General features: G+C 70.8%; 26 protein-coding genes and 1 riboswitch. Of the genes, 17 read left to right on the top strand and 9 right to left on the bottom strand.

Translation table 11 applies throughout. The features are described from left to right. Nucleotides 1-159: 159 nt before the first annotated feature. On the top strand, nt 160-1392 hold the full coding sequence (locus D0T12_RS28400; RefSeq protein ID WP_117403513.1) for a helix-turn-helix domain-containing protein: 1233 nt from the start codon (nt 160-162) through the stop codon (nt 1390-1392). A 473-nt stretch (nt 1393-1865) separates the two neighbouring features. Continuing rightward, nucleotides 1866-2753, top strand: a complete 888-nt coding sequence (locus D0T12_RS28405) for an isocitrate lyase/PEP mutase family protein (RefSeq protein ID WP_117403298.1) — start codon at nt 1866-1868, stop codon at nt 2751-2753. Nucleotides 2754-2774: 21 nt separating this feature from the next. Here D0T12_RS28405 and D0T12_RS28410 read toward each other — a convergent pair whose 3' ends face one another. Then, entirely contained in the window at nt 2775-3179 is a 405-nt protein-coding gene (locus D0T12_RS28410) for a nuclear transport factor 2 family protein (RefSeq protein WP_117403300.1), read from the bottom strand. Nucleotides 3180-3242: 63 nt separating this feature from the next. Here D0T12_RS28410 and D0T12_RS28415 point away from each other — a divergent pair, with 63 nt between their 5' ends. Next, the gene (locus tag D0T12_RS28415; RefSeq protein ID WP_117403302.1) at nt 3243-3809 is read left to right on the top strand and encodes a TetR/AcrR family transcriptional regulator; all 567 of its coding nucleotides are present in this window, start codon (nt 3243-3245) and stop codon (nt 3807-3809) included. Here the strand turns inward: D0T12_RS28415 and D0T12_RS28420 are convergent, their stop codons facing one another. Beyond that, nucleotides 3810-4502, bottom strand: a complete 693-nt coding sequence (locus D0T12_RS28420; RefSeq protein ID WP_117403304.1) for an HAD family hydrolase — start codon at nt 4500-4502, stop codon at nt 3810-3812. Nucleotides 4503-4605: 103 nt separating this feature from the next. Between D0T12_RS28420 and D0T12_RS28425 the strand changes: the two genes are divergently transcribed. Next, nucleotides 4606-6093 carry a CYTH and CHAD domain-containing protein gene (locus tag D0T12_RS28425; RefSeq protein WP_117403306.1) on the top strand — a complete coding sequence of 496 codons (1488 nt, stop codon included), beginning with the start codon at nt 4606-4608 and terminating at the stop codon, nt 6091-6093. Here D0T12_RS28425 and D0T12_RS28430 read toward each other — a convergent pair. From D0T12_RS28430 to D0T12_RS28440, 3 genes are all read right to left on the bottom strand, one after another. Next, nucleotides 6059-6979 carry an NUDIX hydrolase gene (locus tag D0T12_RS28430; RefSeq protein WP_117403308.1) on the bottom strand — a complete coding sequence of 307 codons (921 nt, stop codon included), beginning with the start codon at nt 6977-6979 and terminating at the stop codon, nt 6059-6061. The genes D0T12_RS28425 and D0T12_RS28430 overlap by 35 nt on opposite strands. Further along, on the bottom strand, nt 6976-9063 hold the full coding sequence (locus tag D0T12_RS28435) for an RNA degradosome polyphosphate kinase (RefSeq protein ID WP_117403310.1): 2088 nt from the start codon (nt 9061-9063) through the stop codon (nt 6976-6978). The genes D0T12_RS28430 and D0T12_RS28435 overlap by 4 nt, the downstream gene beginning before the upstream one ends. Before the next feature lie 167 nt (nt 9064-9230). Beyond that, complete coding sequence (locus tag D0T12_RS28440) at nt 9231-9809, bottom strand: hypothetical protein (protein ID WP_117403312.1); 579 nt, start codon at nt 9807-9809, stop codon at nt 9231-9233. Nucleotides 9810-9953: 144 nt separating this feature from the next. Between D0T12_RS28440 and D0T12_RS28445 the strand changes: the two genes are divergently transcribed. Both D0T12_RS28445 and D0T12_RS28450 read left to right on the top strand, forming a co-directional pair. After that, on the top strand, nt 9954-11438 hold the full coding sequence (locus tag D0T12_RS28445) for a pentapeptide repeat-containing protein (protein WP_117403314.1): 1485 nt from the start codon (nt 9954-9956) through the stop codon (nt 11436-11438). Nucleotides 11439-11530: 92 nt separating this feature from the next. Next, nucleotides 11531-11833 (top strand): hypothetical protein, encoded by a 303-nt coding sequence (locus tag D0T12_RS28450; protein ID WP_117403315.1) that lies wholly within the window; start codon nt 11531-11533, stop codon nt 11831-11833. Between the two features lie 91 nt (nt 11834-11924). Here D0T12_RS28450 and D0T12_RS28455 read toward each other — a convergent pair whose 3' ends face one another. Then, nucleotides 11925-13082, bottom strand: coding sequence for a CU044_5270 family protein (locus D0T12_RS28455; RefSeq protein WP_117403316.1), 1158 nt, complete (start codon nt 13080-13082; stop codon nt 11925-11927). Beyond that, nucleotides 13079-13657, bottom strand: coding sequence for an RNA polymerase sigma factor (locus tag D0T12_RS28460; RefSeq protein ID WP_233526334.1), 579 nt, complete (start codon nt 13655-13657; stop codon nt 13079-13081). Before D0T12_RS28460 ends, D0T12_RS28455 begins: the two co-directional genes overlap by 4 nt. Nucleotides 13658-13906: 249 nt before the next feature. On the opposite strand from D0T12_RS28460, the gene D0T12_RS28465 reads away from it, so the two are divergent. The 6 genes from D0T12_RS28465 to D0T12_RS28490 all read left to right on the top strand — a co-directional run bounded on the left by D0T12_RS28465 (nt 13907) and on the right by D0T12_RS28490 (nt 19454). Beyond that, nucleotides 13907-15106 carry a PP2C family protein-serine/threonine phosphatase gene (locus tag D0T12_RS28465; protein WP_233526335.1) on the top strand — a complete coding sequence of 400 codons (1200 nt, stop codon included), beginning with the start codon at nt 13907-13909 and terminating at the stop codon, nt 15104-15106. Next, nucleotides 15106-16761 (top strand): sensor histidine kinase, encoded by a 1656-nt coding sequence (locus D0T12_RS28470; RefSeq protein ID WP_233526336.1) that lies wholly within the window; start codon nt 15106-15108, stop codon nt 16759-16761. Before D0T12_RS28465 ends, D0T12_RS28470 begins: the two co-directional genes overlap by 1 nt. Beyond that, a complete protein-coding gene (locus D0T12_RS28475; RefSeq protein WP_117403318.1) occupies nt 16754-17191 on the top strand; it encodes a response regulator in 438 nt (145 codons plus the stop codon). The genes D0T12_RS28470 and D0T12_RS28475 overlap by 8 nt, the downstream gene beginning before the upstream one ends. A gap of 78 nt (nt 17192-17269) precedes the next feature. Next, a complete protein-coding gene (locus tag D0T12_RS28480) occupies nt 17270-17743 on the top strand; it encodes a MarR family winged helix-turn-helix transcriptional regulator (protein ID WP_117403319.1) in 474 nt (157 codons plus the stop codon). Nucleotides 17744-17899: 156 nt separating this feature from the next. Continuing rightward, entirely contained in the window at nt 17900-18742 is an 843-nt protein-coding gene (locus D0T12_RS28485) for a L,D-transpeptidase (RefSeq protein WP_117403320.1), read from the top strand. 64 nt (nt 18743-18806) lie between these two features. Continuing rightward, nucleotides 18807-19454 (top strand): choice-of-anchor P family protein, encoded by a 648-nt coding sequence (locus tag D0T12_RS28490; RefSeq protein WP_117403321.1) that lies wholly within the window; start codon nt 18807-18809, stop codon nt 19452-19454. A gap of 52 nt (nt 19455-19506) precedes the next feature. Here D0T12_RS28490 and D0T12_RS28495 read toward each other — a convergent pair whose 3' ends face one another. Further along, nucleotides 19507-19938 (bottom strand): ATP-binding protein, encoded by a 432-nt coding sequence (locus D0T12_RS28495; RefSeq protein ID WP_117403323.1) that lies wholly within the window; start codon nt 19936-19938, stop codon nt 19507-19509. 162 nt (nt 19939-20100) lie between these two features. Between D0T12_RS28495 and sepF the strand changes: the two genes are divergently transcribed. Both sepF and D0T12_RS28505 read left to right on the top strand, forming a co-directional pair. Then, nucleotides 20101-20307, top strand: a complete 207-nt coding sequence (gene sepF, locus D0T12_RS28500; protein WP_158581660.1) for a cell division protein SepF — start codon at nt 20101-20103, stop codon at nt 20305-20307. Nucleotides 20308-20464: 157 nt separating this feature from the next. Continuing rightward, nucleotides 20465-20779, top strand: a complete 315-nt coding sequence (locus D0T12_RS28505) for an LPS-assembly lipoprotein LptE (RefSeq protein WP_147339668.1) — start codon at nt 20465-20467, stop codon at nt 20777-20779. Here D0T12_RS28505 and D0T12_RS28510 read toward each other — a convergent pair whose 3' ends face one another. Then, nucleotides 20780-21364 (bottom strand): hypothetical protein, encoded by a 585-nt coding sequence (locus D0T12_RS28510; protein WP_117403329.1) that lies wholly within the window; start codon nt 21362-21364, stop codon nt 20780-20782. Between the two features lie 90 nt (nt 21365-21454). On the opposite strand from D0T12_RS28510, the gene D0T12_RS28515 reads away from it, so the two are divergent. The 3 genes from D0T12_RS28515 (at nt 21455) to D0T12_RS28525 (ending at nt 24691) form a co-directional block, all read left to right on the top strand. Then, nucleotides 21455-21973 carry a hypothetical protein gene (locus D0T12_RS28515; protein WP_117403331.1) on the top strand — a complete coding sequence of 173 codons (519 nt, stop codon included), beginning with the start codon at nt 21455-21457 and terminating at the stop codon, nt 21971-21973. Then, nucleotides 21964-22172, top strand: a riboswitch (cobalamin riboswitch). It overlaps the preceding gene by 10 nt. A 99-nt stretch (nt 22173-22271) precedes the next feature. Further along, nucleotides 22272-24521, top strand: coding sequence for a 5-methyltetrahydropteroyltriglutamate--homocysteine S-methyltransferase (gene metE / locus D0T12_RS28520; protein WP_117403333.1), 2250 nt, complete (start codon nt 22272-22274; stop codon nt 24519-24521). Nucleotides 24522-24529: 8 nt separating this feature from the next. Next, complete coding sequence (locus D0T12_RS28525; protein ID WP_117403335.1) at nt 24530-24691, top strand: hypothetical protein; 162 nt, start codon at nt 24530-24532, stop codon at nt 24689-24691. The last annotated feature ends 14 nt before the right edge of the window (nt 24692-24705 follow it).

A 24705-nucleotide genomic window follows, 5' to 3' on the forward strand; every position in this document is an offset into this window, starting at 1 on the left:
CTCCCGGCGTTCGCGCGCCGGCCGGGGCCGTTCTGCTGGGCGGTGCTTCGGTCACTGTTAGTGAATCTGTGGCGGGTGCCACACGTCAGCGTGATAATCACGGCTAGGCGCAGATACGAGCCTCGTATCTGCGGATATCCGGCCGAGGTGCATCGCAACATGTCAGCCGAAAACGCCCGTATCGGCGCGCGCCTGCGCGCCACCCGAAAGGCGCGCGGGCTAGTTGTCGCAGATCTCGCCGAAAGGTTCCGCGATGTCGCACCCGAACGCATCGCTACGCGCCTCCCCAAACTGCGCGACATCGAGCGAATCATCCGCGGGCACGAGGCCGGCGAACATGCGGTAGGACCCCGCTACCGACTGCTGTGGGCCGCCGCCCTGGAGGTTCCCGAAGACGAACTGTTCCGGGAGTCTGAGCAGGCGGAACCGAGCGCGGCGGAGCAGATGCCCCCGGGAGACCTGCAAGCGGTTCTCGCTGCCGTCACCGGGCGGCAGATGGGTTCAAGCATCGTGGCGGATCTGGCCGCACGGGTGCATGGGCTGCGACTCGCCGATGATGTCCTCGCCGGGCGGGACCTGATCAACCCGGCGTTCCGCGAGTTGGACAGCGCACTACGGATCTACCGGAACACCGCGCACGGCGAGCGGACCGGCCGGAAGCTGCTCTCGGTGATCGGCGAGTTCGCTCAGATCGCGGGATGGGTCGCCAGCGACGCGGGCCAGCACGAACGCGCCGCCACCACGTACCGGCTCGGAATCGACGCGGCACGCGAGGCCGGAGACGGGCCGCTCGTCTCCAACCTGCTCGGATCCCTGGCCTACCAGACCACGAACATCGGCGACCCGGGTCAGGGTGTTCAACTGGCCTGCGAGGCGCTCAAGGCCGCCGGGCCGGATGCTCCGCCACGGGCACGAGCGTTGGCCTGGGACCGCATCGCGTGGGCTCATGCGCGCGCTCAGGACGCTCAGAAGGCGATGACCGCGCTGGGCGAAGCACGCGATGCGCTCGACCAGGACGACGGCGGCGGAGGCGACCCCGGGTATCTGTACTGGGTCGATCATGGGGAACTCCAGGTGATGGAGGCGCGGGCATACACCGAGTTGCGCCGCCCCCTGCGCGCCGTCCCGTTGTTGGTCGACGTGCTCAGTCGCTACGACGTCACACACTCCCGCGAACTGTCGCTGTACCTGTCGTGGCTGGCGGTCGCCCTCACAGATGCCAACGAGCCCGAACAGGCGGCCGACGTCGCCGCCCGAATGCTGGAACTGTCGGCCGACGTCGCCAGCGACCGCACAGACAGGCGGGCCGCGGTGGTCCGCGCACGATTCGCCCAGTACCGCGACGTGCCCGCGGTGCGGAAACTCCTGGATCGATGGGACGAGCGGCCTTGAGCGGGCTACGCTGACCCTGCGATGCACCGGCGCCCCGTCCCCCTCTTCGTGAGGGAGACGGGGCGCCAGTCTTACTCAGGGGTCAACCGGTGTAGTCGACGGGGAACGGCTCTACCGGGATAGCACGGATCCTGGACGCGAGCGGCTCACCGACCTCACCGGCGAGGCCGCGAAGGTCCCCGACGAGGCTACGGAGCCGCCCGGCCAGGTGCAGGGCGGCCCCCCTTTCCGTGGTCGTCCTCAACGTGAGCAAACATCTTATTGCCTGATCAGGGGCAACTTCGATCGAATCGCCGCAGGTCAGCCGGTTACGGGTAGAGGAAGTACCACCTGACCGACGGCTGAAGGGTCCGGCGTCACGCGACGGCGACGGCTCCCGTCTTTAGTTTCGGAATCGCCGGGGCCGCCTTCCTCTTTACCCGTACCGTGAGTGACTGTGCACGGACGGTAAGGCGCAGACGTGGAGGGCGAAGGTGGAGTACGGAGCCGAGCTACGACGAGAGGTCCTGTCGGACGGGGTCACTCCGCTGATCGGAGTGTTCGACATGTTCTCCGCCTCCGTCGCCGCGAAGCACTACGACGGGCTCTTCGTGTCGGGCTTCGGGTTCGCGGCGTCCCACTACGGGCTGCCCGACATCGGGTTCATCGCCTGGCCCGACATGGTGGCGTTCGTGCAGCGGCTGCGGCTCGCCTTTCCCGGCACGCATCTGCTGGTGGACATCGACGACGGCTACGGTGACCCGGAGGTCGCCTGCCACGTCGTCGAACACCTCGAAATGATCGGCGCGTCCGGTGTGATCCTGGAGGACCAGCAGCGGCCTCGACGCTGCGGCCACGTCGACGGCAAGCGGATCCTGCCGCTGGACGAGTACCTGACCAAGCTCGACATGGTGCTGAAGACCCGGCGTGATCTCGTCGTGGTCGCCCGCACCGACGCCACCGACGAGGAGGAGGTCCTGCTGCGCGCCAAGGCGCTGGCGCACACCGACGCGGACGTCGTCCTGATCGACGGTGTCCGCAGCGTCGAGTGGATCCGGCGGGTCCGCGAGGTCATCGGCGACAAGCCGTTGCTGTTCAACCAGATCGCGGGGGGCAAATCACCGCGTCTTTCGCTGCCGGAGCTGGCCGAACTCGGCGTGAACGTCGCGATCTACAGCACCCCGTGCCTGTTCGCGGCGCAGACCGCCATGGACGAGGCCATGCTCCGGCTCAAGCGCGACGACGGTCGGCTGCCCGAGATGGCGCCCGGCGCGGTCGGCGTCAAGGAATCGCTGGCGCTTCTGGAACGCAACATCAGCCGCCACCACCCCAGGGAGATCGCGCAACTCCCAGGCGTGACCACTCTCCGGGGTCCCGTCTGACGCTCGGCCCCGGATCCGACCTCAGGCGGCCGGTTCCCGCGCCTCGTGCCAGGGGACGGTGTCGGTGTACTGGTGCAGCCAGGAGATCCGACCGTCGGTCACCCGCCACAGGTGGACGAACTCGGCCTCGTACGCCCGTCCGGTGGCACGCGCCTGGCCCCGATACCGGCCGGTGACCACGACCATGCCGTCGGTCGTCTCGTGCCAGGTCTCCGCATAGGGGGACGTGTCGTACTCGGCGAACACCGCTCCCCACACCCGGGCGAGCGTCTCGCGCGGCCCCCGGAATGATCCACCGGCCCCGCACGGCAGGCCGGGCGCGGTGTGCGCCTCGAACCGCGGATGGAGAACCTCCAGGATCCCCGCCGCGTCGTCCGCCTGCGCGGCACTGTAGAAACGGGCGACGACGTCCGAGTCGGCACTCATGGGCACCACCTTTTTAGAGAAGCCGTTCTAGAATGAATCTAGCACCACCCGAGGGGAGTCCGCGTGGGGAGACCCGCCAAGTTCAGCCGGGACCAGATCCTCGACGCGGCCCTGGCGATCACGGCCGAGACCGGGCCCGGCGCGGTCACGATCTCCGCGATCGCCAGGCGGCTGGGCGCACCGTCCGGCTCCCTCTACCACCGGTTCCCCTCACGCGACCTGCTCCTGGCGACCCTCTGGACCCGTACCGTGCGCCGCTTCCAGGAGGGCTTCGCCGCGGCCCTGGACGACGACGACCCTGAAACTGCTGCGCTGCATACACCCCGGTGGTGTCGCCGACACATGGACGAGGCCGCGGTGCTGCTCCTCTACCGGCGTCAAGACCTGGCCGCGTCCTGGCCCGCCGAACTCACCGAAGACCTGAACACCCGGGCCACGGACGCCCTGACCGCCTTCGCCGCCCGCCACCCCGACATCGACCGGGAACGACTCGTCTTCGCCACGGTGGACGTCCCCTACGGCGCCGTCCGACGCCACCTGGCCGACGGCCGTCCACCGCCACCCCAGGTGGACGACCTCATCACCACCACCTGCCAGGCCGTCCTCGGCACGCAAGGGCAGCGGCGCTGATCAGGCGCGGAGGATGGCCTGGACGACCGTGGGGGTGTCGGTGAGGTCGGGGAGGACGACCTCCGCGCCGGAGAGGCGGAGGTCGGCGGCGGAGGTGGCGCCGGTCGCCACGGCGACGACGTGGGCGCCGCCCTCGTGGCCCGCGCGGACGTCGTGGGGCGTGTCGCCGATCAGGACGGTGTTGGACGCGGTGAACACTTCGTCGTATTTTCCGGCGGCGCGTTCCTGGGCGAGTTTTACGAGGGGCGGGCGTTCGATACCGTCCGTGCCGTAGGCGCCGGCGTCCAGATCGAAGAAGTCGATGAGCGCGAATGCCGCGAGTTTGCACATGGCTATCCGGCGCATGTTGCCGGTGAGTGCCGACTGGATCACGTCGGGTCGGGTGGAGAGGGCTTTCAGCGCGGCCCGCGCGCCGGGAAGGACGTGGCCGCGGTCGGCCATTTCTTTCCGCCGGGCCGTGAACGCGTCGGCGAGCGCCTCGGTGAAGGACGACATCAGGGCGGGTGTCGGTTCGACGCCGTTGCGGCGGAGGGTCTCCGCGGTGATGGCCAGGTCGGTGCGCCCGGCCATGGCCGCCACCGTCGATGGCGGACGGCCGATGAACCGGTGGAACACTGTCCCGTAAATCTCGGCGCTGATGCCGCCCGCGTTGACGATGGTGTGATCGATGTCCCACAGAACCAGTGTGCGCACTCACGCATGCTAAACGGAGCTCAAAGCTTTCTGTTGTCGTTCACCCGGTCGTGGAATCCTGGTCAACGGGGTGTGCGCCGTTGTCTGACTGGAGGAGCCGAGCGTGGCCGAAAGGCATCTAGAGGTTGAGCAGAAGTACGACGCGGCCGCGGAGTTCGTCCTACCGGAACTGGACGGATTGCCGGGCGTGGTGTCGGCCGCGGCCCCGGAGGTGCACGAGTTGCACGCCGGCTACTTCGACACCGCGGATCTACGGCTCGCGGCGCACGGCATCACGCTGCGGCGACGGCGGGGCGGAGTGGACGCGGGCTGGCACCTGAAGATGCCCGCCGGGCCGGACAGCAAGCAGGAACTGCGGGCGCCGCTGGGACGTCCGCTGATCGTCCCGGCGCGGCTGTCGGGGCTGGTCGCGGCGTACACGCGCGGGGAGGAGCTGCGCCCCGTCGCGACGTTGGCGACGCGGAGGACGGTCGTCCGGTTGCTCGGCGCGGACGGCACCACGCTGGTGGAGATCGCCGACGACCTGGTGACGGGGCAGGTGGGAACGCGTACGGAGCAGTGGCGGGAGATCGAGGTCGAACTGGGCAGCGGCCCGCCTGAGCTGTTGAAGGCGGTGGGCAAGCGGCTGCGCAAGGGCGGGGCGCGCAGGGCCGCGTCGTCGTCCAAGCTGGGGCGGCTGCTCGGGCAGGCGGTCGTACCGTCGCCGGCCGTGGCCGCGCGGGCGGCGGCGCGGGCGCGGATCGCGGCGGCCACCAGCAACGGGAAGGGCCCGGTGGTGACGACCGGGGAGGTGGTGCTGGCCTATCTCGCGGCGCAGGTCGAGGCCGTCTTCGAGTTCGATCCGAAGGCGCGGTTGGGGGAGGACGACGCCGTCCACCGGATGCGGGTGGCGGTGCGGCGGTTGCGGAGCGCGCTGCGCAGCTACCGGTCGGTTCTGGACGCGGAGCGGACGGTCCCGCTGGGCCCGGAGCTGCGCTGGCTGGCCGCCGTCCTCGGGGAGGTGCGCGACCGCGAGGTTCTGCGGATGCGTTTCGCGGAGGCACCGGCGTTCGTTTTGGAGGATCTGCAACGGCAGGAACGGTCGGCCTACCGAAGGATGAACGCCAGTCTTAAGGAGCCGCGGTATTTCGCCCTGCTCGACGAGCTCGACAGGTTGATCCTCGATCCGCCCGTGACCAGGACGGGCGAGCGGAAGGCACGGAAGGAGCTGCCGGGTCTCGTCACGCGGGCCTGGACCCGGATGGCCAAGGACTACGCGAGGATCCAGACGTCAGACGATCCCGACCTGGCGCGGCACGACACCCGCAAGGCCGCCAAGCGGGCCCGGTACGCGGCGGAGCTGGCGGTTCCGGTGCTCGGCGTGGAGGCGAAGAGGCTGGTCAAGGACGCCAAGCGCATCCAGGAGGTGCTCGGCGGATACCAGGACGGTGTGATCGCCATGGAGCATCTCGCGGCGGCGGGAAGGCGCACCAGGATTCCGGCGGAGGCGTTCACGCTCGGCGTCCTCTACGGCAGGGAGGAATGCGAGGCGGAGGCGGCGCGTGACCTGCTGCCGACTACGTGGTCGCAGACGCTTGGGCCGTCGTTCTGAGACTGTGGCGCTCCAGGGCGGCCATTGATCCGCCGCTCAGGTGCGCCACCCAGAACTCGGCTTTGCGCAGGCTCGGGTCGTCCGGGCTCTTCTCCCCCATTTCCTTGCACAGCCCCGTGACGAGTGCGGAGACGACCTCGCCATGGGTGCACACGATGGTCGGGACGCCGTCCGCGACCAGGGAGAGAAGCCGCTCGACGGCCCGATCCGGGCTCGTGTCGCCGACGGTGAACGCCGCGTCCGTGACGACGGGTTCGTGGGTGAGGCGCGCGTACGGCAGGACGGTCTCGACGCAGCGGGCCGTCGCGGAGCTGACGAGGCGGGCGGGGCCGTAGGCGTGTAGAAGGCCGGCGAGGTTCGCGGCCTCCGTCCGGCCGGTGGCGTCCAGCGGGCGCAGCTCGTCGGCCTCCCGCCAGTCGAGCTTCTCCCCCGCGCACGCGTGCCGCAGGATCACGAACGGCGAGGTGGTCATCGGGCCGTTCAGGAACTCGTGGAGCAGGTCGACGTCGTGGCCGTAGCTGAGCCTCGCCTCGGCGTCGGCGGGCGGCAGCCAGACGAGCTCGTCGACCTCCTCGTTCGGGATGAACACGCTTTCCGCGACGGGGCGGGCCGCCCAGTAGTGGACCTGTTTCGTCCGGTCGCGGACGGGATAGGTGGTGGTGGGCAGCCTGCGGCCGAGGCGGGGGACGATGCCCGTCTCCTCCTCGGTCTCGCGGACGGCCGCCCGCACCACGTGCTCACCCTTGTCGATCTTGCCTTTGGGGAACGACCAGTCGTCGTAGCGGGGGCGGTGGATCACCGCGATCTCCGGGCCGTCCCGCCACAACAGCACACCGGCCGCCCGGACGGCGGGCTGTGACGCCGCCGTCCCTTCCAGGGGCGTCATTGGTTATCGACCGTCCTCCACCGGCGGCTCTTCACGAGATGCGTCTGGATGTCCTGCAAGGTCTCGCCGGGACGGGCGGTGAGCCGCGTCCACGTGCCGTCCCCGGCGAGCGCCCAGGCGTCGGTGCCGTCGTCCATGGCCCGGTCCAGCAGGGCGAGCAGGTCGCCGCGCTGCGCCCGATCCGTCACGGTGACGAGGGCCTCGACGCGCCGGTCCAGGTTGCGGTGCATGAGGTCGGCGCTGCCGATCCACACCTCGGGTTCACCGCCGTTCTCGAACGCGAACACCCGGGAATGTTCCAGGAACCGGCCGAGGACGCTGCGCACCCGGATCAGCTCGGAGAGTCCGGGCACACCCGGACGCAGCGCGCAGATGCCGCGGACCCAGACGTCCACCGGCACCCCGGCCCGCGACGCCCGGTACAGCGCGTCGATGATCACCTCGTCCACCAGGGAGTTGCACTTGATCCGGATACGGGCGGGATGCCCGGCCCGCCGGTTGTCGATCTCGTGCTCGATCCGCTGCACGAGCCCGGCCCGCAGGCTGTTCGGCGCCACGAGCAGCCGGTGGTAGGAGCCCTGCCGGGAGTAGCCGGTGAGGTGGTTGAACAGCGCGCTGACGTCCTCCCCGACCTCCGGGTCGGCGGTGAGGAGCCCGAAGTCCTCGTACAGTCGCGCGGTCTTCGGATGGTAGTTGCCGGTGCCGATGTGGCAGTAGCGGCGCAGTTGGCCGTCACCGTCCTGCCGGACGATCAGCGCCAGCTTGCAGTGCGTCTTCAGCCCGACGAACCCGTACACGACGTGGCACCCGGCCGTCTCCAGCTTCCGCGCCCACGCGATGTTGGCGCGCTCGTCGAACCTGGCCTTCAGCTCGACGACGACCACGACCTGCTTGCCCGCCTCGGCGGCGCTCATCAGCGCGTCCACGATCGGGGAGTCGCCGCTGGTCCGGTACAGCGTCTGCTTGATCGCCAGAACGCGCGGGTCGACCGCGGCGTCCTCGATCAGCCGCTGGACGGTCGTGGTGAACGAGTCGTATGGGTGGTGAACGAGCACGTCCCGGTCACGGATCGCGCTGAAGACGCTCGCATCCTGCGGCAGCGCCTCCTTCGACGGGACGAAAGGGGGGTACTTCAACTCCGGGCGGTCGAGGTCGGCGATGGACGCCAGGCCGCCGAGGTCGAGCGGCCCGACGACGCTGTAGATCTGGCCCTCGTCCACGCCCAGCTCGGACGTGAGCAGGTCCAGCACGCCACTGGAGATCGACTCCTCGACCTCCAGCCGGACGACCGGGCCGAACCGGCGGCGCAGCAGTTCCCGTTCCAACGCCTGGAGGAGCCCCTCGCTGATGTCCTCGTCGATCTCCAGGTCCTGGTTGCGGGTGACGCGGAACGCGTGGTGCTCCACGACCTCCATCCCGGTGAAAAGCTGGCCGAGATGGGCGGCGATGACGTCCTCCAGCGGCGTGAACCGGTCGGGGGACGCCTCGATGAACCGGGGCAGCAGCGGCGGCACCTTGACCCGCGCGAACATCGTCGCGTCCGTCTCCGGATCGCGGACGATCACCGCGAGGTTGAGCGACAGGCCCGAGATGTACGGGAACGGGTGCGCGGAGTCGACGACGAGCGGGGTGAGGACGGGGTAGATCCGGTCGCGGAACAGCCGCCGCAGCCGTTCCTGTTCCGTCTCGGCCAGCTCGTCCCAGCGCAGGATGTCGACGCCCTCGTCGCCGAGCGCGGGCCGGATCTCGTCGCGGAAGCACGCCGCGTGCCGTTCCATCAGCTCGTGCGCGACCTCGCCGGTCCGCTGGAGCACCTCGCGCGGCTGGCGGCCGCTGGCGGACTGGACGGCGAGCCCGGTCGCCATCCGGCGGGCGAGCCCGGCGACGCGGACCATGAAGAACTCGTCCAGATTGCTCGCGAAGATGGACAGGAACCTGACGCGTTCGAGCAGCGGCAGCTTCGGGTCCTCGGCCAACTCCAGGACACGCTGGTTGAAGCGGAGCCAGCTCTCCTCCCGGTCGAGGAAGCGGTCGTCGGGCAGCGCCTCGGCCGCATGGGGGATCTGTCCTGGATTGACGGTCATACCGTAATTTTCCCTGAGCAAGATGAACGACAGTCGAACTTGGGTGTTTCACCGAAGTATCAGACACTTCGAACATCCCCCAGGTTCCCCCGGCCTAACGTCGACCGGATCAGTGGGATGCGAGGCCACGGCGAACCCCCGGGGGAGAGGTCGGGAGCGGAGGCGGATCAGCAGCCGGACTCGCCCCTGACCAGGCGGTGGCCCAGTCTGCGGGTCAGTTCGGCCACGAACGCGTCCGCGAGCGGAGGCCAGTTCCAGAAGCGCAGGCCCAACTCGGCGAAGGCGCACGGGGTCGGCCAGTTCCAGTCGTTGAGGGCGGTGCGGGCGCCGCAGCGGGCGCAGACCAGCGAGTCCGGGCCGCCCTCCAGCCACTCCTCGACCTCCGGCAGGACGACTTCGAACGGCAACCAGGCCCCGCATCGTGGACAGGTCACGTGGTCGTCCTCGTGGACGTCTCCGTAGAACGCGCTGCGGCCGACGTCGATCTCCAGGCCGTTGGGCCACACGTCCGGAAACCCGCCGGCGTCACCGGTCAGGGCGTCACCGGTCAGGGCGTCACCGGTCACGATCGTCCGGGCGGACGGCCCCGGCGCGTACCCTCCGGGGACGTCGCCGAGCACGCAGTCGGTCCGATCGGCGACCACGATCCCGGCGTCCACAAGCCAGCGAAGGACCCCGCGGGCGAGGTCTGGCGCGTCTCCCTGGTGGGCTTCGACATCCGCGACCCACCGGTTCCACTCCCGCACAAGCACCCACACTACGCCCAGAACGCGCGTTTAAGGAGGGTGTCGGACAGGGAGCAACCGAAGTGTCCACCGGGAGGGCTTCACTCCCGAAGGTGCCGTGTGTACAACGAGAGCGTGACCCCTCACGAGCCTTCCCCACCGGCCATGACGACGGTGTTCTGGCCGCGGTGTTCAGCCGTCCACGGGTGCGCGGGCCGCGCTGTGGAGGGATCGGGCGGCTGCCTCGCCCACCTGGCTCCCGACGAGTTCGACCGGTTCGTGGGTTCGCTGCGTCCGGGCGCCGAGATGGACCTGCGTGGTGTCACCGTCCCTCCCGGGTTATTGGACGCCGTCCTGCGCGCCGTCACCGGCCCGGACGAGCGGCCTCACCTCGGCCGGGCGCGCTTCGACCGGGCGGTACTGCCGTCCGGCGCGGCGCTGCGCGGGATCCTCGTCGAAGGCGACAGCTCGTTCGACGGCGCCTGCTTCCTGGGCGGCGCGTCGTTCTACGACGCGCGGTTCCTCGGCAACGTCTCGTTCCGTGGGGTGCGGTTCGGACGCAACGTGTCGTTCCACGGCGCGCGGTTCCACCGGCACGCCTCGTTCGAGGAGGCCGTCTTCATCGGGGACGCGCTGTTCGGCGAGGTCGGCTGGGACGCCGACGGGTCGTTCCGGCGCGCGGTGTTCCTGGGGGCGGCGTGCTTCGACCGCGCCCGGTTCGGACGGGACGCGGCGATGCAGGCCGCGTCCTTCGGCGGCCCCGTCTCCTTCAAACGGGTGCAGGTCGCCCGGCACGCGCGCCTGGAACGGGCCAGGTTCCGCCGCGGCCTGTGGCTCGGACCGCTGGTCGCGGGCGGCCGGATCGGCCTCACGGACGCCACCGCGTACGGCGGCCTCCGCGTCCGCGCGGCGGCACGGCAGGTGACCGGGCGCGGCGCGGTCGTCCACGGGGAGGCCGACTTCCGGTTGAGGCACGCCGAACTCGACCTTGAGGGCGCCGTCTTCGACGGGAGGGTGTCGGTCAGCTCGCTGCCCCGCCCGCTCCAGGGGCTCACCGAACCGTCCTGGACCGGCCCCACGAACGTCCCAGAACGCTCGGGGAGCGGCTCTCAGGCCGCGCGGGTGACGTCCCTGCGGCGGGTCGACGCCGCATGGATCGAGCTGTCCGACGTCGATCTCAGCGGGTGCGGCTTCCTCGGCCTGCGGCATCCGGACGCGTTGCGCATCACGGGCGACTGCCCGTTCGCGACGGCGCCGCGCCGGTCCTGGCGGCGCCACGGCCGGGGGCACGCGGTCCTCGCCGACGACCTTCCGCCCGCCACCGGCGGGCCCTCCCCCGAGGACGACGACCGTCTCGCGGCCCTCTACGGCGACCTGGCCCGCGCCTCCGCCGACTCCGGCCGCGGCCGTCTCGCCCGCGACTTCCGGTACAGCGAACTGGAGAAACGCCGGCACAGCGAACCCGTCCCGTGGCGACGCTGGGTCCTGCACTTGATGTGGATAACCTGCGGATACGGTCTTCGCACCGGACGCGCCATCGCCTGGATCGCGATCATCGTCGCGCTCATCTGCTCAAGCGCGACACTCCTGCACGACGACAACCGTCACGACGCCGTCCGCATCCTCCACATGAGCGGCGGCCACTCATAACCGCCTCGTGATGTGGCGGGCGCGCCTCCCCAAGGATCTTCGTAAAAAGTCGGTCTCCCGTTTTGTCAGACCCTTGGGTAATCATTCTTGTTATGAGCAGAGACACCCATCCGGGGGTGCAGTGCCCGCACTGCCAATCGCATCTCGCGCTCGTCCCCGTGCCCGCGAACTCCGCCGCCGCACCGGTTCCCCTCCTGCCGATCACCCCGAAGGAGGAATGGCAGCCGCCGCCCGTCGCCGATGTGCTCGCGGTTTACGCCGGGCGCGTCAAGGACACCGCGACCGCGACCCGCGGCGCCGCCAAGGTCAGAGAAAGCCTCAACCGAGCCAGAGCGGCCGCCGCGCAGCGCAGGGCCGCCCAGAAAACCGCCCGTCGAACACCCAAAAGCGCCTGATCGCAAACCCTGATCACATACCGGTCACTAACCGCGCGCACCGAAGAAGGGACGGCACCGCCCTCCATGGCACCGTCCCTTCCCTCCGTCGTCAGCGCGGGACCGAGTCCGTCCATTCCGCGGCGAGCGTGACACCGGAGCCGAGCGTCCCTCCCGCCGGGAAGTCCACCCCCGCCGCCGGCTTCAGCAGCGTGAGCGTGGTGGCCAGCGCGTCACCGGTGCCGAGATCGATGATCAGTTGGTCGCGGACCACGCCCTTCTCCTCCTTGTGGTCGATCGCGATGGCGTGTCCGGGCCTGCCCTCCGGGTCCTTGACCTGGCCGAGCGACCTCACCAGCGGGAGCGACGCCAGCATCCGGTACGCGCCCGCCCGCACCTCCGGCTTCACCGGGAATCCCGTCAGCAGGCCGCCGGCCACCTCGTAGAGCCACCGGTCGGCGTTCATGGGCCGGTCCCCTTCGGTGTCGTGCCCCTCGTAGTACCGCATCAGCCGGGCCTTGAGCCGTTTCGGGTCGGACGGCAGAGCCTGGAGCTCCTTCATTGTCATGTTCCGGCCGAACCAGGCCACCGCGCCCTCGTGCAGGCGGCTGCTCTCCATCTCGACGGGCCCGGGAGCGGTCGTCCCCTCGAACTTCTTACGGGCCTTGCTCCCCGGAGGGGCGACCAGGTAGGCCGTGAAGGTGGTCGGCGACCCCGCGCGCCGCCACGCCGCCGCGTCCTTGGGCGTCGCGGGCTTCGTCCCGAGGTCCTGGCGGCGGTTCAGCACCTTGCCCTTCGGGTCGGTCGGGGTCCAGGTCTCGTACTTGGTCCGGCTGATCACCGCGTAGCTGGAACCCGGCTCGCCCACCATGGACGTGTGCGACTCGATCGACGACTGGTACCAGTACGCCCGCCGGCCGCTGGGCTTTCCACCCGCCTTGTCCGCCGCCGCGAGCAGGACGGTCCGCGCGTCGACGGGCTGTGTCCGCCCGGGGCCTTCGTTCTTCGGCGGCCCGGTCTCGTCCTCACCGCCGGGAACGAGGATCAGCGCGGCCAGCGTCCCGGCCGCCACCGCCCCGGCCAGCCCGACGCCCCAGATCGGGCGGAACCGCTTCCGCGTCGTCCGTGTCGCCGCCACGAGCCGGTCCGGTGCGGGACCGGCGGCCATGGCGCGCGCCAGCTCGGCATGCCGGAGGCGCTCGTCGACGGGCGCGTCCGGGTCGAGTTCCGCGGGACGGGCCCTCCGCAGCGTTCGCATCACGTCGTTCATGACATCTCCCTACTCATGGTCCGAACCTGCTGACGCGTCCCAGCGCGTCCCGTCCCCGGCTCCCCGCCGCTCTCCCCGAGCCCGCCGTCTCCGGCGGCCCGGGTGAGACGCCGCCGCGCCCGGTGCAGCCGCACCCGCAGCGCGGCGGGCGAGCAGCCGACGACCCGGGCGGCCTCGCGCGGGGTCAGCCCCTGCCAGGCGACGAGGATGAGGATCTCCCTGTCGCCGTCCGGCAGCGCCGCCATCGCGCGCAGGACGGCGAACCGTTCCGCCACGTCCTCGGCGATGTCCTCGGCGGGCCGAGCCGTCCACCGCCCGAGTTCGGCGACGAACGCCTCGTGCCGCACCTCCGCCCGGTGCCCGTCGCGCAGCACGTTCCGCGCGACGCCGAGCAACCACGGCAGCGCCGGATCGGGGATGTCGGCGAGGCGCCGCCACGCGATGGCGAACGTCTCGCTCACCACCTCGTCGGCGACCTGCCGCCCGGCGCGGCTGACGGCGTACGCCCACACGCGCTGACGGCACGCGTCATAGATCGCGGTGAAGCGTCGTTCATCGTCGGCTTCGTCTGCCACGGCCTGCTTCTCCGTCCGTCCGGTGTTCGCGTCACCGGGTAGTGGCCCGAGGAGGCCCATCGTTACGCGAGAGCCGTTCAGATCCTGACGAACGAGAGAAGTACCGTGGGAACGAGGCGGGCTCCATTTCGGGGGAAAGTTCGGCACTTGGTGTGCGATGCTGCGGCCCGGTGCCCGTATATTTGCTTGGCGGCAAGCAAGGACTCGCCTGGCCGGGGCGATCACGATGCAGGCCAAGGGAGCTGAGAGATGACCGCGATGCACAGTCGCGGCGCCGAACGGCTCCTCGGTGTCGCCGGTTCCCCGCACCTCCTTCTCGTCGAGGACGACCCGGGCGACGCGTTCCTGTTCGAGGAGCTGCTGTCCGAGGCGCAGCCCGATGTGCGGATCACCGTCGCGACGACGCTCGCCGAGGCCCTCGACGCGCTGCGGCCCGAGATCCAGTGCGTCATCGTCGACCTGGCGCTGCCCGACGCGCAGGGCCTGGACGCGCTGCGGCAGGTCCGCAGCCACGCGCCGAACACAGCCGTCCTCGTGCTGACCGGGCTCGCCGACGCGCACGTCGGCGTGGAGGCCGTCGCCGCGGGCGCGCAGGACTACCTGGTCAAGCAGGACGTCGACGGGGCGCTGCTCACCCGCGCGATCAGTTACGCGATCGAGCGCAAGCGCGCCGACGAGTCGGAGCGGCAGCTCGTGGAGGCGCGGGCGCTGAGCCGGGAGAACGCGCGGCTGGAACGCGGGCTGCTGCCCGTCCCGATCCTCAACGACACGACGCTGCGGCACCACACCCGGTACCGGCCCGGACGCTACCGGGCCCTGCTCGGCGGCGACTTCCACGACACCGTGGAGACCGCGGACGGCTCCGTGCACGTCGTGATCGGCGATGTCAGCGGGCACGGCGCGGACGAGGCGTCCCTCGGCGTCCGGCTGCGCATGGCGTGGCGGACCCTCGTCCTGGCCGGGCACACCGGCGAACGGCTCCTCGACACGCTCGACGCCGTCCTGCGGCACGAGCGGTGGGCCGAGGAGATCTTCACGACCGTGTGCATGATGACGATCGCGCCGGACCGGCGCACCGCGCGGCTGCACCGGGCGGGGCATCCGCGCCCGCTGTTCTTCGGCCCGGACGGCGTGGTGGCCGTCCCGGACGAGCCGCGCGGCCCCGCGCTCGGCCTGATCCCCGCCGTGCGATGGCCGTCCCTCGACATCGAACTCGGCGACTCCTGGGGGCTGCTCCTCTACACCGACGGCCTCATCGAGGGGCATGTCGGCGACGACGGCGACTACCTCGACCTGTCCGGGCTGATGGAGCTGGCCACGGCCGCGCACGGCGCCGGGCAGCGCGGCGACGTGCTCGTCGACGGTCTCATCGCCGAGGCGGAGCGGCTGAACGGCGACGTCCTGGCCGACGATCTGGCGGTGCTGCTGCTGAGCAGAGGCGACGGCTGATGACCGCGGGCGATCCACGTACACCCGGCACCGCCGAGCGGGGGCACGGCCCGGCGATCGTGCTGCCGGAGGCGGACGTCCCGGTGGCGCGGGGCATGAGCCGGATCCGGCTCGGGCAGATCTACCGGATCGGCTCGATCGTCCTCGGGCTGCTCCTGATAGCCGCCTTCACGCAGACCGCTTACGCGCAACACGAGCACACCAAGGCGCGGACCGTGCTGATCGACCGGATCGACCCAGCCGCCCTGGCGGAGTACCGCCTCTCGTCGGCGATCAACCGCCAGGACACCGCGATCCGCGACTACGCGCTGGACGGCGGGCGGGCACCGGTCGCCGACTACCGCGAGGCGGTCGCGCAGGAGGCGGTGGCCGCGGCGCGGATACGGCGGCTCCTGAACGGGGTGTCCGGCGGCGGAGACGTCCTGCGCCGCCTCGACAGCGCCGGGGCGGACTCGCGGGCCTGGCGTGCCGAGTTCGCCGACCGTGTCGCCGCCGGGCCCGGCGGGCAGGGCCTCCAGCCGTACCAGACCCGGCAGGCGCGGTACCTGCTCCACCGGTCGCGCAACGCGCTGACCATGTTGCAGGCCGACACCACCCGGCTGCACGACCGGGCGTCGAGCACGTTGCGGTCCCGGTCGACGACTGCCATCTGGTCGACGCGCGCCGCGCTCGGGCTGGTCGTGCTGGCCGCGCTCGGGCTGGCCCTGCTGATCCGGCGCACCGTGCTGGCGCCGGTGTCGTCACTGACCAGCCGCGTCCGGGCGGTGGCGCAGGGCGACCTCGGGCACTCGCTGGACGTCGGCGGGCCGTCCGAGATCAACGAACTCGCGGTGATCATCGACGCGATGCGCGAACGCATCATCGACGAGTGGCGGGCCACCGTCGAGCAGACCCGGCTGCTGGACGCGCAGGCCGAGGAGCTGCGCCGCTCCAACGCCGAACTGGAACAGTTCGCCTACGTGGCGTCCCACGACCTCCAGGAGCCGCTGCGCAAGGTCGCGAGCTTCTGCCAGCTGATCGAGCACCGGTACGGCGACCAGCTCGACGAACGCGGCCGCCAGTACATCGACTTCGCCGTCGACGGCGCCAAGCGCATGCAGACCCTCATCAACGACCTGCTCGGCTTCTCCCGGGTGGGCCGGGAGACCGACTTCACGGACTCGGTCGACCTGAACGAGGCCGCGAACCTCGCCCTGGACGACCTGGCGGCCCTCCGGGAGGAGACGGGCGCCGAGGTGGACGTCGGCGACCTGCCGCGCGTCCCCGGCGACCCCGGCATGCTCACCCGGCTCTTCCAGAACCTGCTCGGCAACGCGATCAAGTTCCACCGTCCGGACGTGCCGCCCCGCGTCACCATCGACGCCCGCCGCGTAGGCGACGAGTGGGAGTTCCGCTGCGCCGACAACGGCATCGGCATCGAGCCCCGGCACGCCGACCGGATCTTCCTGATCTTCCAGCGGCTCCATCCGCGGGACGCCTACACGGGCACCGGCATCGGCCTTGCCCTCTGCAAGAAGATCGTCGAGTATCACGGCGGCCGGATCTGGCTCGACACCGGCGACCATGACGACCAGGGGGACGCCCCCGGGACCACGTTCCACTGGACGCTCCTGGTCCGGCGACCCCACGACGGGGACGGAGACCGACATGACTGAAACCTCGCACCCGATCGAAGTCCTGCTCGTCGAGGACGACCCCGGCGACGTGCTCATGACCGTCGAGGCGCTCGAGCACAACAAGGTCAACAACATGCTGCACGTCGTCAGCGACGGTGAGCAGGCGATGGCGTTCCTGCGCCGGGAGGGCGAGTACGCGGACGTCGTGCGCCCCGACCTGGTGCTGCTCGACCTCAACCTGCCGCGCAAGAGCGGCATGGAGGTGCTCGCCGAGATCAAGGCGGACGACGATCTGCGGCGCATCCCGGTCGTCATCCTCACCACGTCCGAGGCCGACGAGGACATCCTGCGCAGCTACAACCTGCACGCCAACGCCTACGTCACCAAACCCGTCGACTTCGACCGGTTCATCTCCGTCGTCCGCCGGATCGACGATTTCTTCGTGTCGGTCGTGAAACTTCCCCGCTGACGCGCCGCCCCGGCCGGGGCCCGTGCCCGCGGGGGCCCCGGGATGCCGTTGACGGTGCGGTATGTAACAGTGGGGGGCATGGTGGAGACGCCGGGTGAGGAGGCCGCCGATTCCGTGGCGGCGCTCGATGACGCGGCGTTCGCCCTGATGGACATCTGGACCCGTGCCCACAGCGCGCCGGACGTCCCGGTTCCGTCCGCGCAGCTTCGCGCGATGTTCGTCCTGGAGCGCGGGGCGGTGAACGTCAGCCACCTGGCGGGCGAGTTGGGGGCGCTGGTGTCGTCGGCGAGCCGGCTCTGCGACCGGCTGGAGGCGTCCGGGCTGTTGACACGCGACCACGGGCGGGACCGCCGCGAGGTCACCGTCCGGCTGAGCGCCGACGGCCGGGCGCTGCTCGACCGGCTGCGCCGACGGCGGCGCGAGGAGCTGACCCGCGTGCTCGCCTCGATGCCGACGTCCGCCCGCGCCGCGCTGCTGTGGGGGCTCGTGGAGTTCCATGAGGCGGCCGCCAGGCCCGGTGCCGGGGGCGGCACCTTTTCGCTGCCCGCCTGAGCCGTCCCGAAAATCCGATTTCTTGGCGGTAGCCCGCCTTTAAGGCGAGCCTTCGGGAAATTCGGCGAATATTGCATTTCCTTATGCGCGGGCGCCCGGTTCAATTTTTCGCCATATCCGATACGCGCCCTTCCCCGGTCACTAACATCCGGGCACATGGCGACTCGAATTGTGCGGGATCCGCGCCGCGCCGGCAGGTCCGCCGGCGGCCTGGTGCCGGCGGCCACGGCCGCGCTGCTGCTGCTCGGCGGCTGCGGCACCACCCCCGCCGGGACGGCGTCCGGGGGGACGGCGCCCACGGGGACGGCGACCGGGGGCCAGACCGCCCCGGGCGCGCCGGCGCCGGCCAGGATCCCCCAGGCCACGACGTTCGGCACCGTCTCCGGCGCGCCCAGGGACGCGTCCTCGGACGGCGCCACCGACGGCCTCGTCGTCCACCCGGAGCGGGCCGTTCCCGTGTTCGACCGTCCGGGCGGACGACCCGTCGCCACGCTCCCCACCGAGCAGCTCGGCGCCCCCACCTGGGTGCCGGTGGTGGAGAGCTCCGGCGGCTGGCGGCGCGTGCTGCTGCCGTCCCGGCCCAACGGATCCAGCGGCTGGATCCCCGGTGACGGGCTGCGCGCCGCGCACACGCCCTACACGGTCCGCGTCGATCTCGCGCACCGGCGGCTCACGCTGTTCCGGTCCGCGAAGGAGACCGGGCGGTGGACGGTCGCGATCGGCGGCGCGAAGACCCCGACCCCGCCGGGCCGGACGTTCCTCATGGCCACGCTCGCCCCGGCCAAGAGGACACCGAGCCCGATCGTGCTGCCGCTCGGCACGCACTCGGCGACCCTCGACACCTTCGGCGGCGGTCCCGGCACCGTCGCCCTGCACGGCTGGCCCGACGCCTCCGTGTTCGGCAAGGCCGTCACCCACGGCTGCGTCCGGGTGCCGGAGGACGCGCTGAGGGCGCTGTCACGGGTCCCGCTCGGCTCCCTGGTGTTCATCACCGGCTGACCCGGCACACGCCCCGGCCCCGCCGGTTCCTCCTCAGAATCTCAAGAATCCGGAGAACACACCCATGTCTCACAGCCATGTCGCCGGACGGCTCACCGCCGCCGGCCTGCTGGTCACCGCCCTCGTCGCCGCCGCGCCCACCGCGTCGGCCGCCGCCCCGCGCGACGCCGAGGGGGCCGCGTACGGGCTCACGGTCACCGGGCCGCTCGACGTACCCCCGGTACCGGCCGTGTCGTCCAGATCCGGGGACGTCACCAAGCACCTGCTCCGCGAGGATCACACCGACCTGGTCGACGCGTCCGCCCTGGACGTCAGCGCCGCCGCGGACCGTGCCCGCTCCGCCGTCGCGCGGGTCGCCGTCCCGTCCGCGAAGCTGCGGGCCGACGCCGTCTCCGCCGAGTGCAGGGGCGGCCGGGGCAGCGCCAGCCTGGCCCGCGCCTCCCTGGCGGGCCGTTCCCTGGACGTCTCCCCGCCCCCGAACACCACCGTCCCGGTGGACGTGCCCGGCCTCGGCCGCGGTTCCCTGACCCTCAACAAGCAGCAGCGCCGGGCCGACGGCCGTCTCGACGTCACCGCGATGGAACTCCGGCTGCCCGTGCCGGGCGACGCCGCCACGATCCGGATCGCGTCCGCCACCTGTGGCCGCGCGGCGGCCCCGCCGAAGGCGCCCGCCCCGACCCCGGTGAAGCGCGACCTGCCCGTCACCGGCTGACGGGCGTCCCGCGGCGGCCCGGCCGAGCACCCCGCGGCCCGGGCCGTCGCGGTCAGCGCGCCAACGACTTCTCGAAATGCACGATCGCGCCGCCGTGGTGCACGCGATCGGCGATGTGCAGTTCCTCCGTGAACGCCCGTATCAGTTGAAGCCCCCGCCCATGCTCGGCCAGCGGCGCCCCGCGCGGGGCCTCCCACCCGGCGCCCCGCTCACGCCGCTCACCGGTGCCGAGTTCGTCGGCCGCACCCCCGTCGATGACCTCCACGACGCATCGCGTCCCGTCCATCCGCGCCCGGACCTCGTACTCCAGTCCGTTAGCGGCGTGCTGGATGACGTTCGCGCACGCCTCTCCCAGCGCGAGCGCGATATCGGCACGGATCTCGGAGGCGACCCCGAGCCCGCGGAGAGAGGCATCGAGCGTGTGCCGCACCAGCGGAGCGCTCTCGGCGTTCCTCGGCAGGGTCATTTCGAGAACGACCTCCATGCCAATCGCCTCCGTTCCTCTAGCATCCAGATTTCCCGCTGGTCCTCAACGGAAACTCCAGACCCCGAAAAAACGCGCCCACCAGCGCCGAAACCCATTCGACGCGAAATTCGCGCACCGCGGACCCCTTGACCCGTGGCGCCGGACCGGCAGACTGGGGCGGTGGTCAAGTCGCTGCGCCCGCAGAACTACAACGAGGTCCTCTATGTCGGGCACTTCTTCCGCAAGGGCGTGCCCGTCCTCATGGACCTGTCGGACGTGACGGACGCCGAGGCCAAGCAGATCGTCGACTTCGCCACCGGCCTGGTGTTCGGCCGCGGCGGCGCGATGGACCGCGTCGACCGCCGACTCTTCCTCCTCCAACCCTGACCCGGCACGTCCACGCGCCGGGGCCGATCCGGACCTCCTTCCCCTACCCGCCCGAGGCTCCGGCATTCTCGACGTCCCCGGGTGAGGCGCCTCACGGAACCCGACAGGGATTCGGATCATCTATTTCTCCAGGTTGTGCTCATTGGAGGAGGAGTTCATGGTCCGTCGGGTTTCGCTTGCGGCCGTCGTGGCGCTGGGTGGCACGCTGTTGCTCAGCGGCTGCCAGACCGTCTCGAGCTCGTACGCCTGCTCGAACGGCGAGTGTCACGTGACCGTGACCGGGTCGGATCAGAGCATCGAGGTCAACGACATCGACCTCACCGTCTCCACGATCACCGCTCAGGGCATGACCATCTCGGTGGAGGGCTCGTCCCCGACGACGATCGCGGTGGGCCGGCGCGCCCGGGTCGGCGCGGTGGAGATCACGGTCACCTCGGTGAAGGGCGACGAGGTCAAGTTCGACCTCCGCTGATCATCGACCGCGGCGACTGCGACCGGTCCGCGCCTTCCCCGCACACGGCACCGGCACCTTCTCCACCGGCAACGGCCAGGTCAAGGTCAGCCCCTCGTCAACGGGCACCGCCGCCCAACGCTCAGCGGCACGGCGCAGCGCGTTGACCGCGGGCTCCACGTCGGCGGCCACCACCGGCAGCGGCGCCGCACTGATGATCCCCCAGTACCCACGCAACCGTTCCAAGACCACGTCAACCGCGAGATCCTCTTCGACGGCGTCGTGGACCACCCCGGCGAGCGCCTCGGAGATCCCCAGGTCGTCCGCATGCGCCTTGATGATCTGCTTGGACCGCTCGGCCGCGTGCGGCTTCTGCCGTCCCGAGACCACGACCATATTGGTGAACAACGCACCCGCGGCGACGCTCCCCCAGAACCCCCGCGTCACGCCGAACTCCCGCTCGGCGACGAAATGCGCGAGGTCATGCGGGATGGCGCTCGTCCGGTCGTACCCGGGAACCTGCACCGTCACGCCATCGGCGCGGGCCGCGTTGGCGAAATAACGATTCCCGCCCAACCGCTGAAACGTGACATCCATACCGCCCACCCTGACCGACCACCACCACCCCCCACAACTTCTTTTCCAACGGCCCTAAGGTCGTCAGGGAGTGTCCGACGTCGCACCTAAGTTGCCTCCATGGGTTATGACATCGATTTCGTGGAGGGAAAGCCCGGCCAGTCATGGGAGGAGGGCATGGACGTCTTGCAAGCACGGACCAAAGGCCCGGACGTCCTTACTCGTCCACCGAACTGGGACCTGGTCGTCACCAGGGCGCGAGAGCTTCTCGGGGACGTGTCGGTCGCGGAAAACCCACCTTCGTGGGAGATAGACCACAGCCCAGCCAAGATCCTGGTGAGCTGCATCTCGGGCGAATGGTCCATGACCGTGCCCTACTGGACCGAAGGGGATGCGGCCAGGAGTGTCGCCGAACGGATCCTTGCCATCTGCGAGATCATCGAATCCGCGACAGGGCTTCGAGCCCTCGACCCACAGCTAGGTCAGGCCGTCCTGTCGGAGGGGTGGACTACGGAACGAGCCGCCTCCATGTTCGATCTCGTGGCGGGCGCCCTCAGAAACCAAGAGCGACGTAAGCGGTTGACCCCCGTGATCGCGTCGCTGTTCGGAAACCGATTGCGGGGCGCCGGTAGACTTTAGGGCGCGGATGGTTCACTCGGGGACGAGTGTCGTAAGAGGGAACCCGGTGGAAATCCGGGACTGCCCCGCAGCGGTGAGCGGGAACGACCGCCGTCATACGCACTGGGCCGGACGGCCTGGGAAGCGACGGCCAGTAGGAGACGCCTCGGGAGAGGCGATGCCCGCGAGTCCGAAGACCTGCCTCCGCCCGTGCGCCGACCGGCGCGCGGTGGTCTGCGGCCTCGCGGGAAGGTCTGCGGCGCGCGTGCAGCGTGCCCTGCGCCCGCGGGTCGCCCGTGGCAGAGCGAGGGATGCCGCCATGAACACCACGATCCTCGGATATCCCCGAATCGGGGCGCGCCGGGAGCTGAAGTTCGCCACCGAGGACTATTGGGCCGGACGCGGTGACGCCGACGCGCTCACGAAGACCGGCGCGGAACTGCGCGCGGCGGTCTGGACGGGCCTGCGCGAGGCGGGCCTCGACGCGATCCCGTCCAACACGTTCTCGTTCTACGACCACATGCTCGACATGAGTGTGCTGGTCGATGCCGTCCCGGAGCGGTACCGGCATCTGACCGGGTTCGACCGGTACTTCGCGATGGCGCGCGGCGTGCAGGACGTGCCACCGCTGGAAATGACGAAGTGGTTCGACACGAATTACCACTACATCGTCCCCGAGATCGGGCCGGGGACGCGGTTCCGGCTGGCGGACGGGTCCGCGGCCAAGCCCCTGGCCGAGTACCGGGAGGCGAAGGCGCTCGGTATCGAGACGCGGCCCGTTCTCGTCGGGCCGTTCACCTATCTACTGCTGGCGAAGCCAGCGGAGGACGCGCCGAACGGGTTCCGGCCGCTCGACCTTCTCGACGGGCTCGTCGACGTGTACGCCGAAGTGCTGGAGCGGTTGGCCGGGTCGGGCGCGGAGTGGGTGCAACTGGACGAACCCGCCCTGGTCGCCGACCGGACGGACGAGGAGATCGACGCGCTCGCGCGGGCGTACGCGCGGCTCGGGCGGCTGACCAGCAGACCACGGCTGATGGTCGCCACGTACTTCGGGACGATCGGCGCGGACGCGCTGCGGGTGCTGGCCGCGAGCCGTGTGGAGGCCGTCGGGCTCGACTTCGTGGCGGGCCCCGGCAATCTCGACGTGCTGGCCTCGGTCGGCGGGCTGCCGCGCAAGACCCTCGTCGCGGGCGTCGTGGACGGCCGAAACGTGTGGCGTACCGACCAGCGCCGCGCCAAGGCCACCTGCGCCGCGCTGCTCGGGCTCGTCGACCGGGTGGCCGTCGGCACGTCCTGCTCGCTGATGCACGTGCCCATCGACCTCGACGCCGAGACGCCGCTGGACCCGGACGTCCGGGGGCGGCTCGCGTTCGCGCGGCAGAAGGTCGGCGAGGTCGTCGCGCTCGGGCGGGCGTTGCGGGAGGACGTCCCGCCGTCCGCCGACATCCCGGCGCCCTCGGCGGGCGTCGACCCGGACGTTCGCGCCCGGCTCGACGCGCTCGGCGACGGAACCCGCCGGGGTGACCGCGCCACCAGGTTCGCCGTCCAGCGGGACGCGCTGGGCCTGCCCCCGCTGGCGACGACGACGATCGGCTCGTTCCCGCAGACCCGCGAGATCCGCCGGGCCCGCGCCGACCGCCGCGCCGGGCGCATCACCGACGAGGCCTACACGCGGCTGATGAAGGACGAGATCGCCCGGGTCGTCGCGCTTCAGGAGGACCTCGGCCTGGACGTTCTCGTACACGGTGAACCCGAACGCAACGACATGGTGCAGTACTTCGCCGAACAACTCGACGGATACGCCGCCACCGAGCACGGGTGGGTGCAGTCGTACGGGTCGCGGTACGTGCGTCCGCCGATTCTGCACAGTGACGTGGCGCGGCCACGTCCGATGACGGTGGAGTGGGCGACGTACGCACAGTCGCTGACGAGCAAACCGGTCAAGGGGATGCTGACCGGGCCGGTGACCATGCTGGCCTGGTCGTTCGTCCGGGACGACCAGCCGCTCGCCGACACCGCCCGGCAGGTCGCGCTCGCGTTGCGGGACGAGATCGCCGATCTGGAGGCCGCGGGGATCCGCGTCATCCAGGTCGACGAGCCCGCGCTCCGCGAACTGCTCCCGCTGCGCGACGCCGACCGTCCGGCGTACCTGCGGTGGGCGGTCGGCGCGTTCCGGCTCGCGACCTCGGGCGTCGCCGACAGCACGCAGATCCACACGCACATGTGCTACTCGGAGTTCGGCGAGATCATCGACGCGATCGGCGCGCTGGACGCCGACGTGACCAGCGTCGAGGCGGCGCGTTCCCACATGGAGCTGGTCGCCGACCTGCGCGCCGCCGGGTACGAGAACGGCATCGGCCCCGGCGTCTACGACATCCACTCGCCGCGCGTCCCGGCCGCCGAGGAGATGGAGGAGAACCTGCGGCGCGCGCTGAGGGCGGTGGAACCCGCTCGACTCTGGGCCAACCCCGACTGCGGCCTCAAAACCCGCGCCTACCCAGAGACAGAAGCGTCCCTACGAAACCTCGTCACCGCCGCGCGGCGCGTCCGCGCCGACGTAACCGACTGATCCACGCCATGGAGAAGAACCCGCGACGCGCGCTGCGAGCGGTAGAACCCGGTCGGCTCTGGGTCAACCCCGACTGCGGTCTCAAGACCTGCGCCTACCTGGAGACGTGGGTGTCCCTGCGGAACCTGGTCATCGCCGCGCGGCGCGTGCGCGCCGACGTGATCGGTTGATTCACGGTGTCGTA

Origin of the sequence: Actinomadura spongiicola, from assembly GCF_003432485.1 — a bacterium.
Taxonomy (GTDB): domain Bacteria; phylum Actinomycetota; class Actinomycetes; order Streptosporangiales; family Streptosporangiaceae; genus Spirillospora; species Spirillospora spongiicola.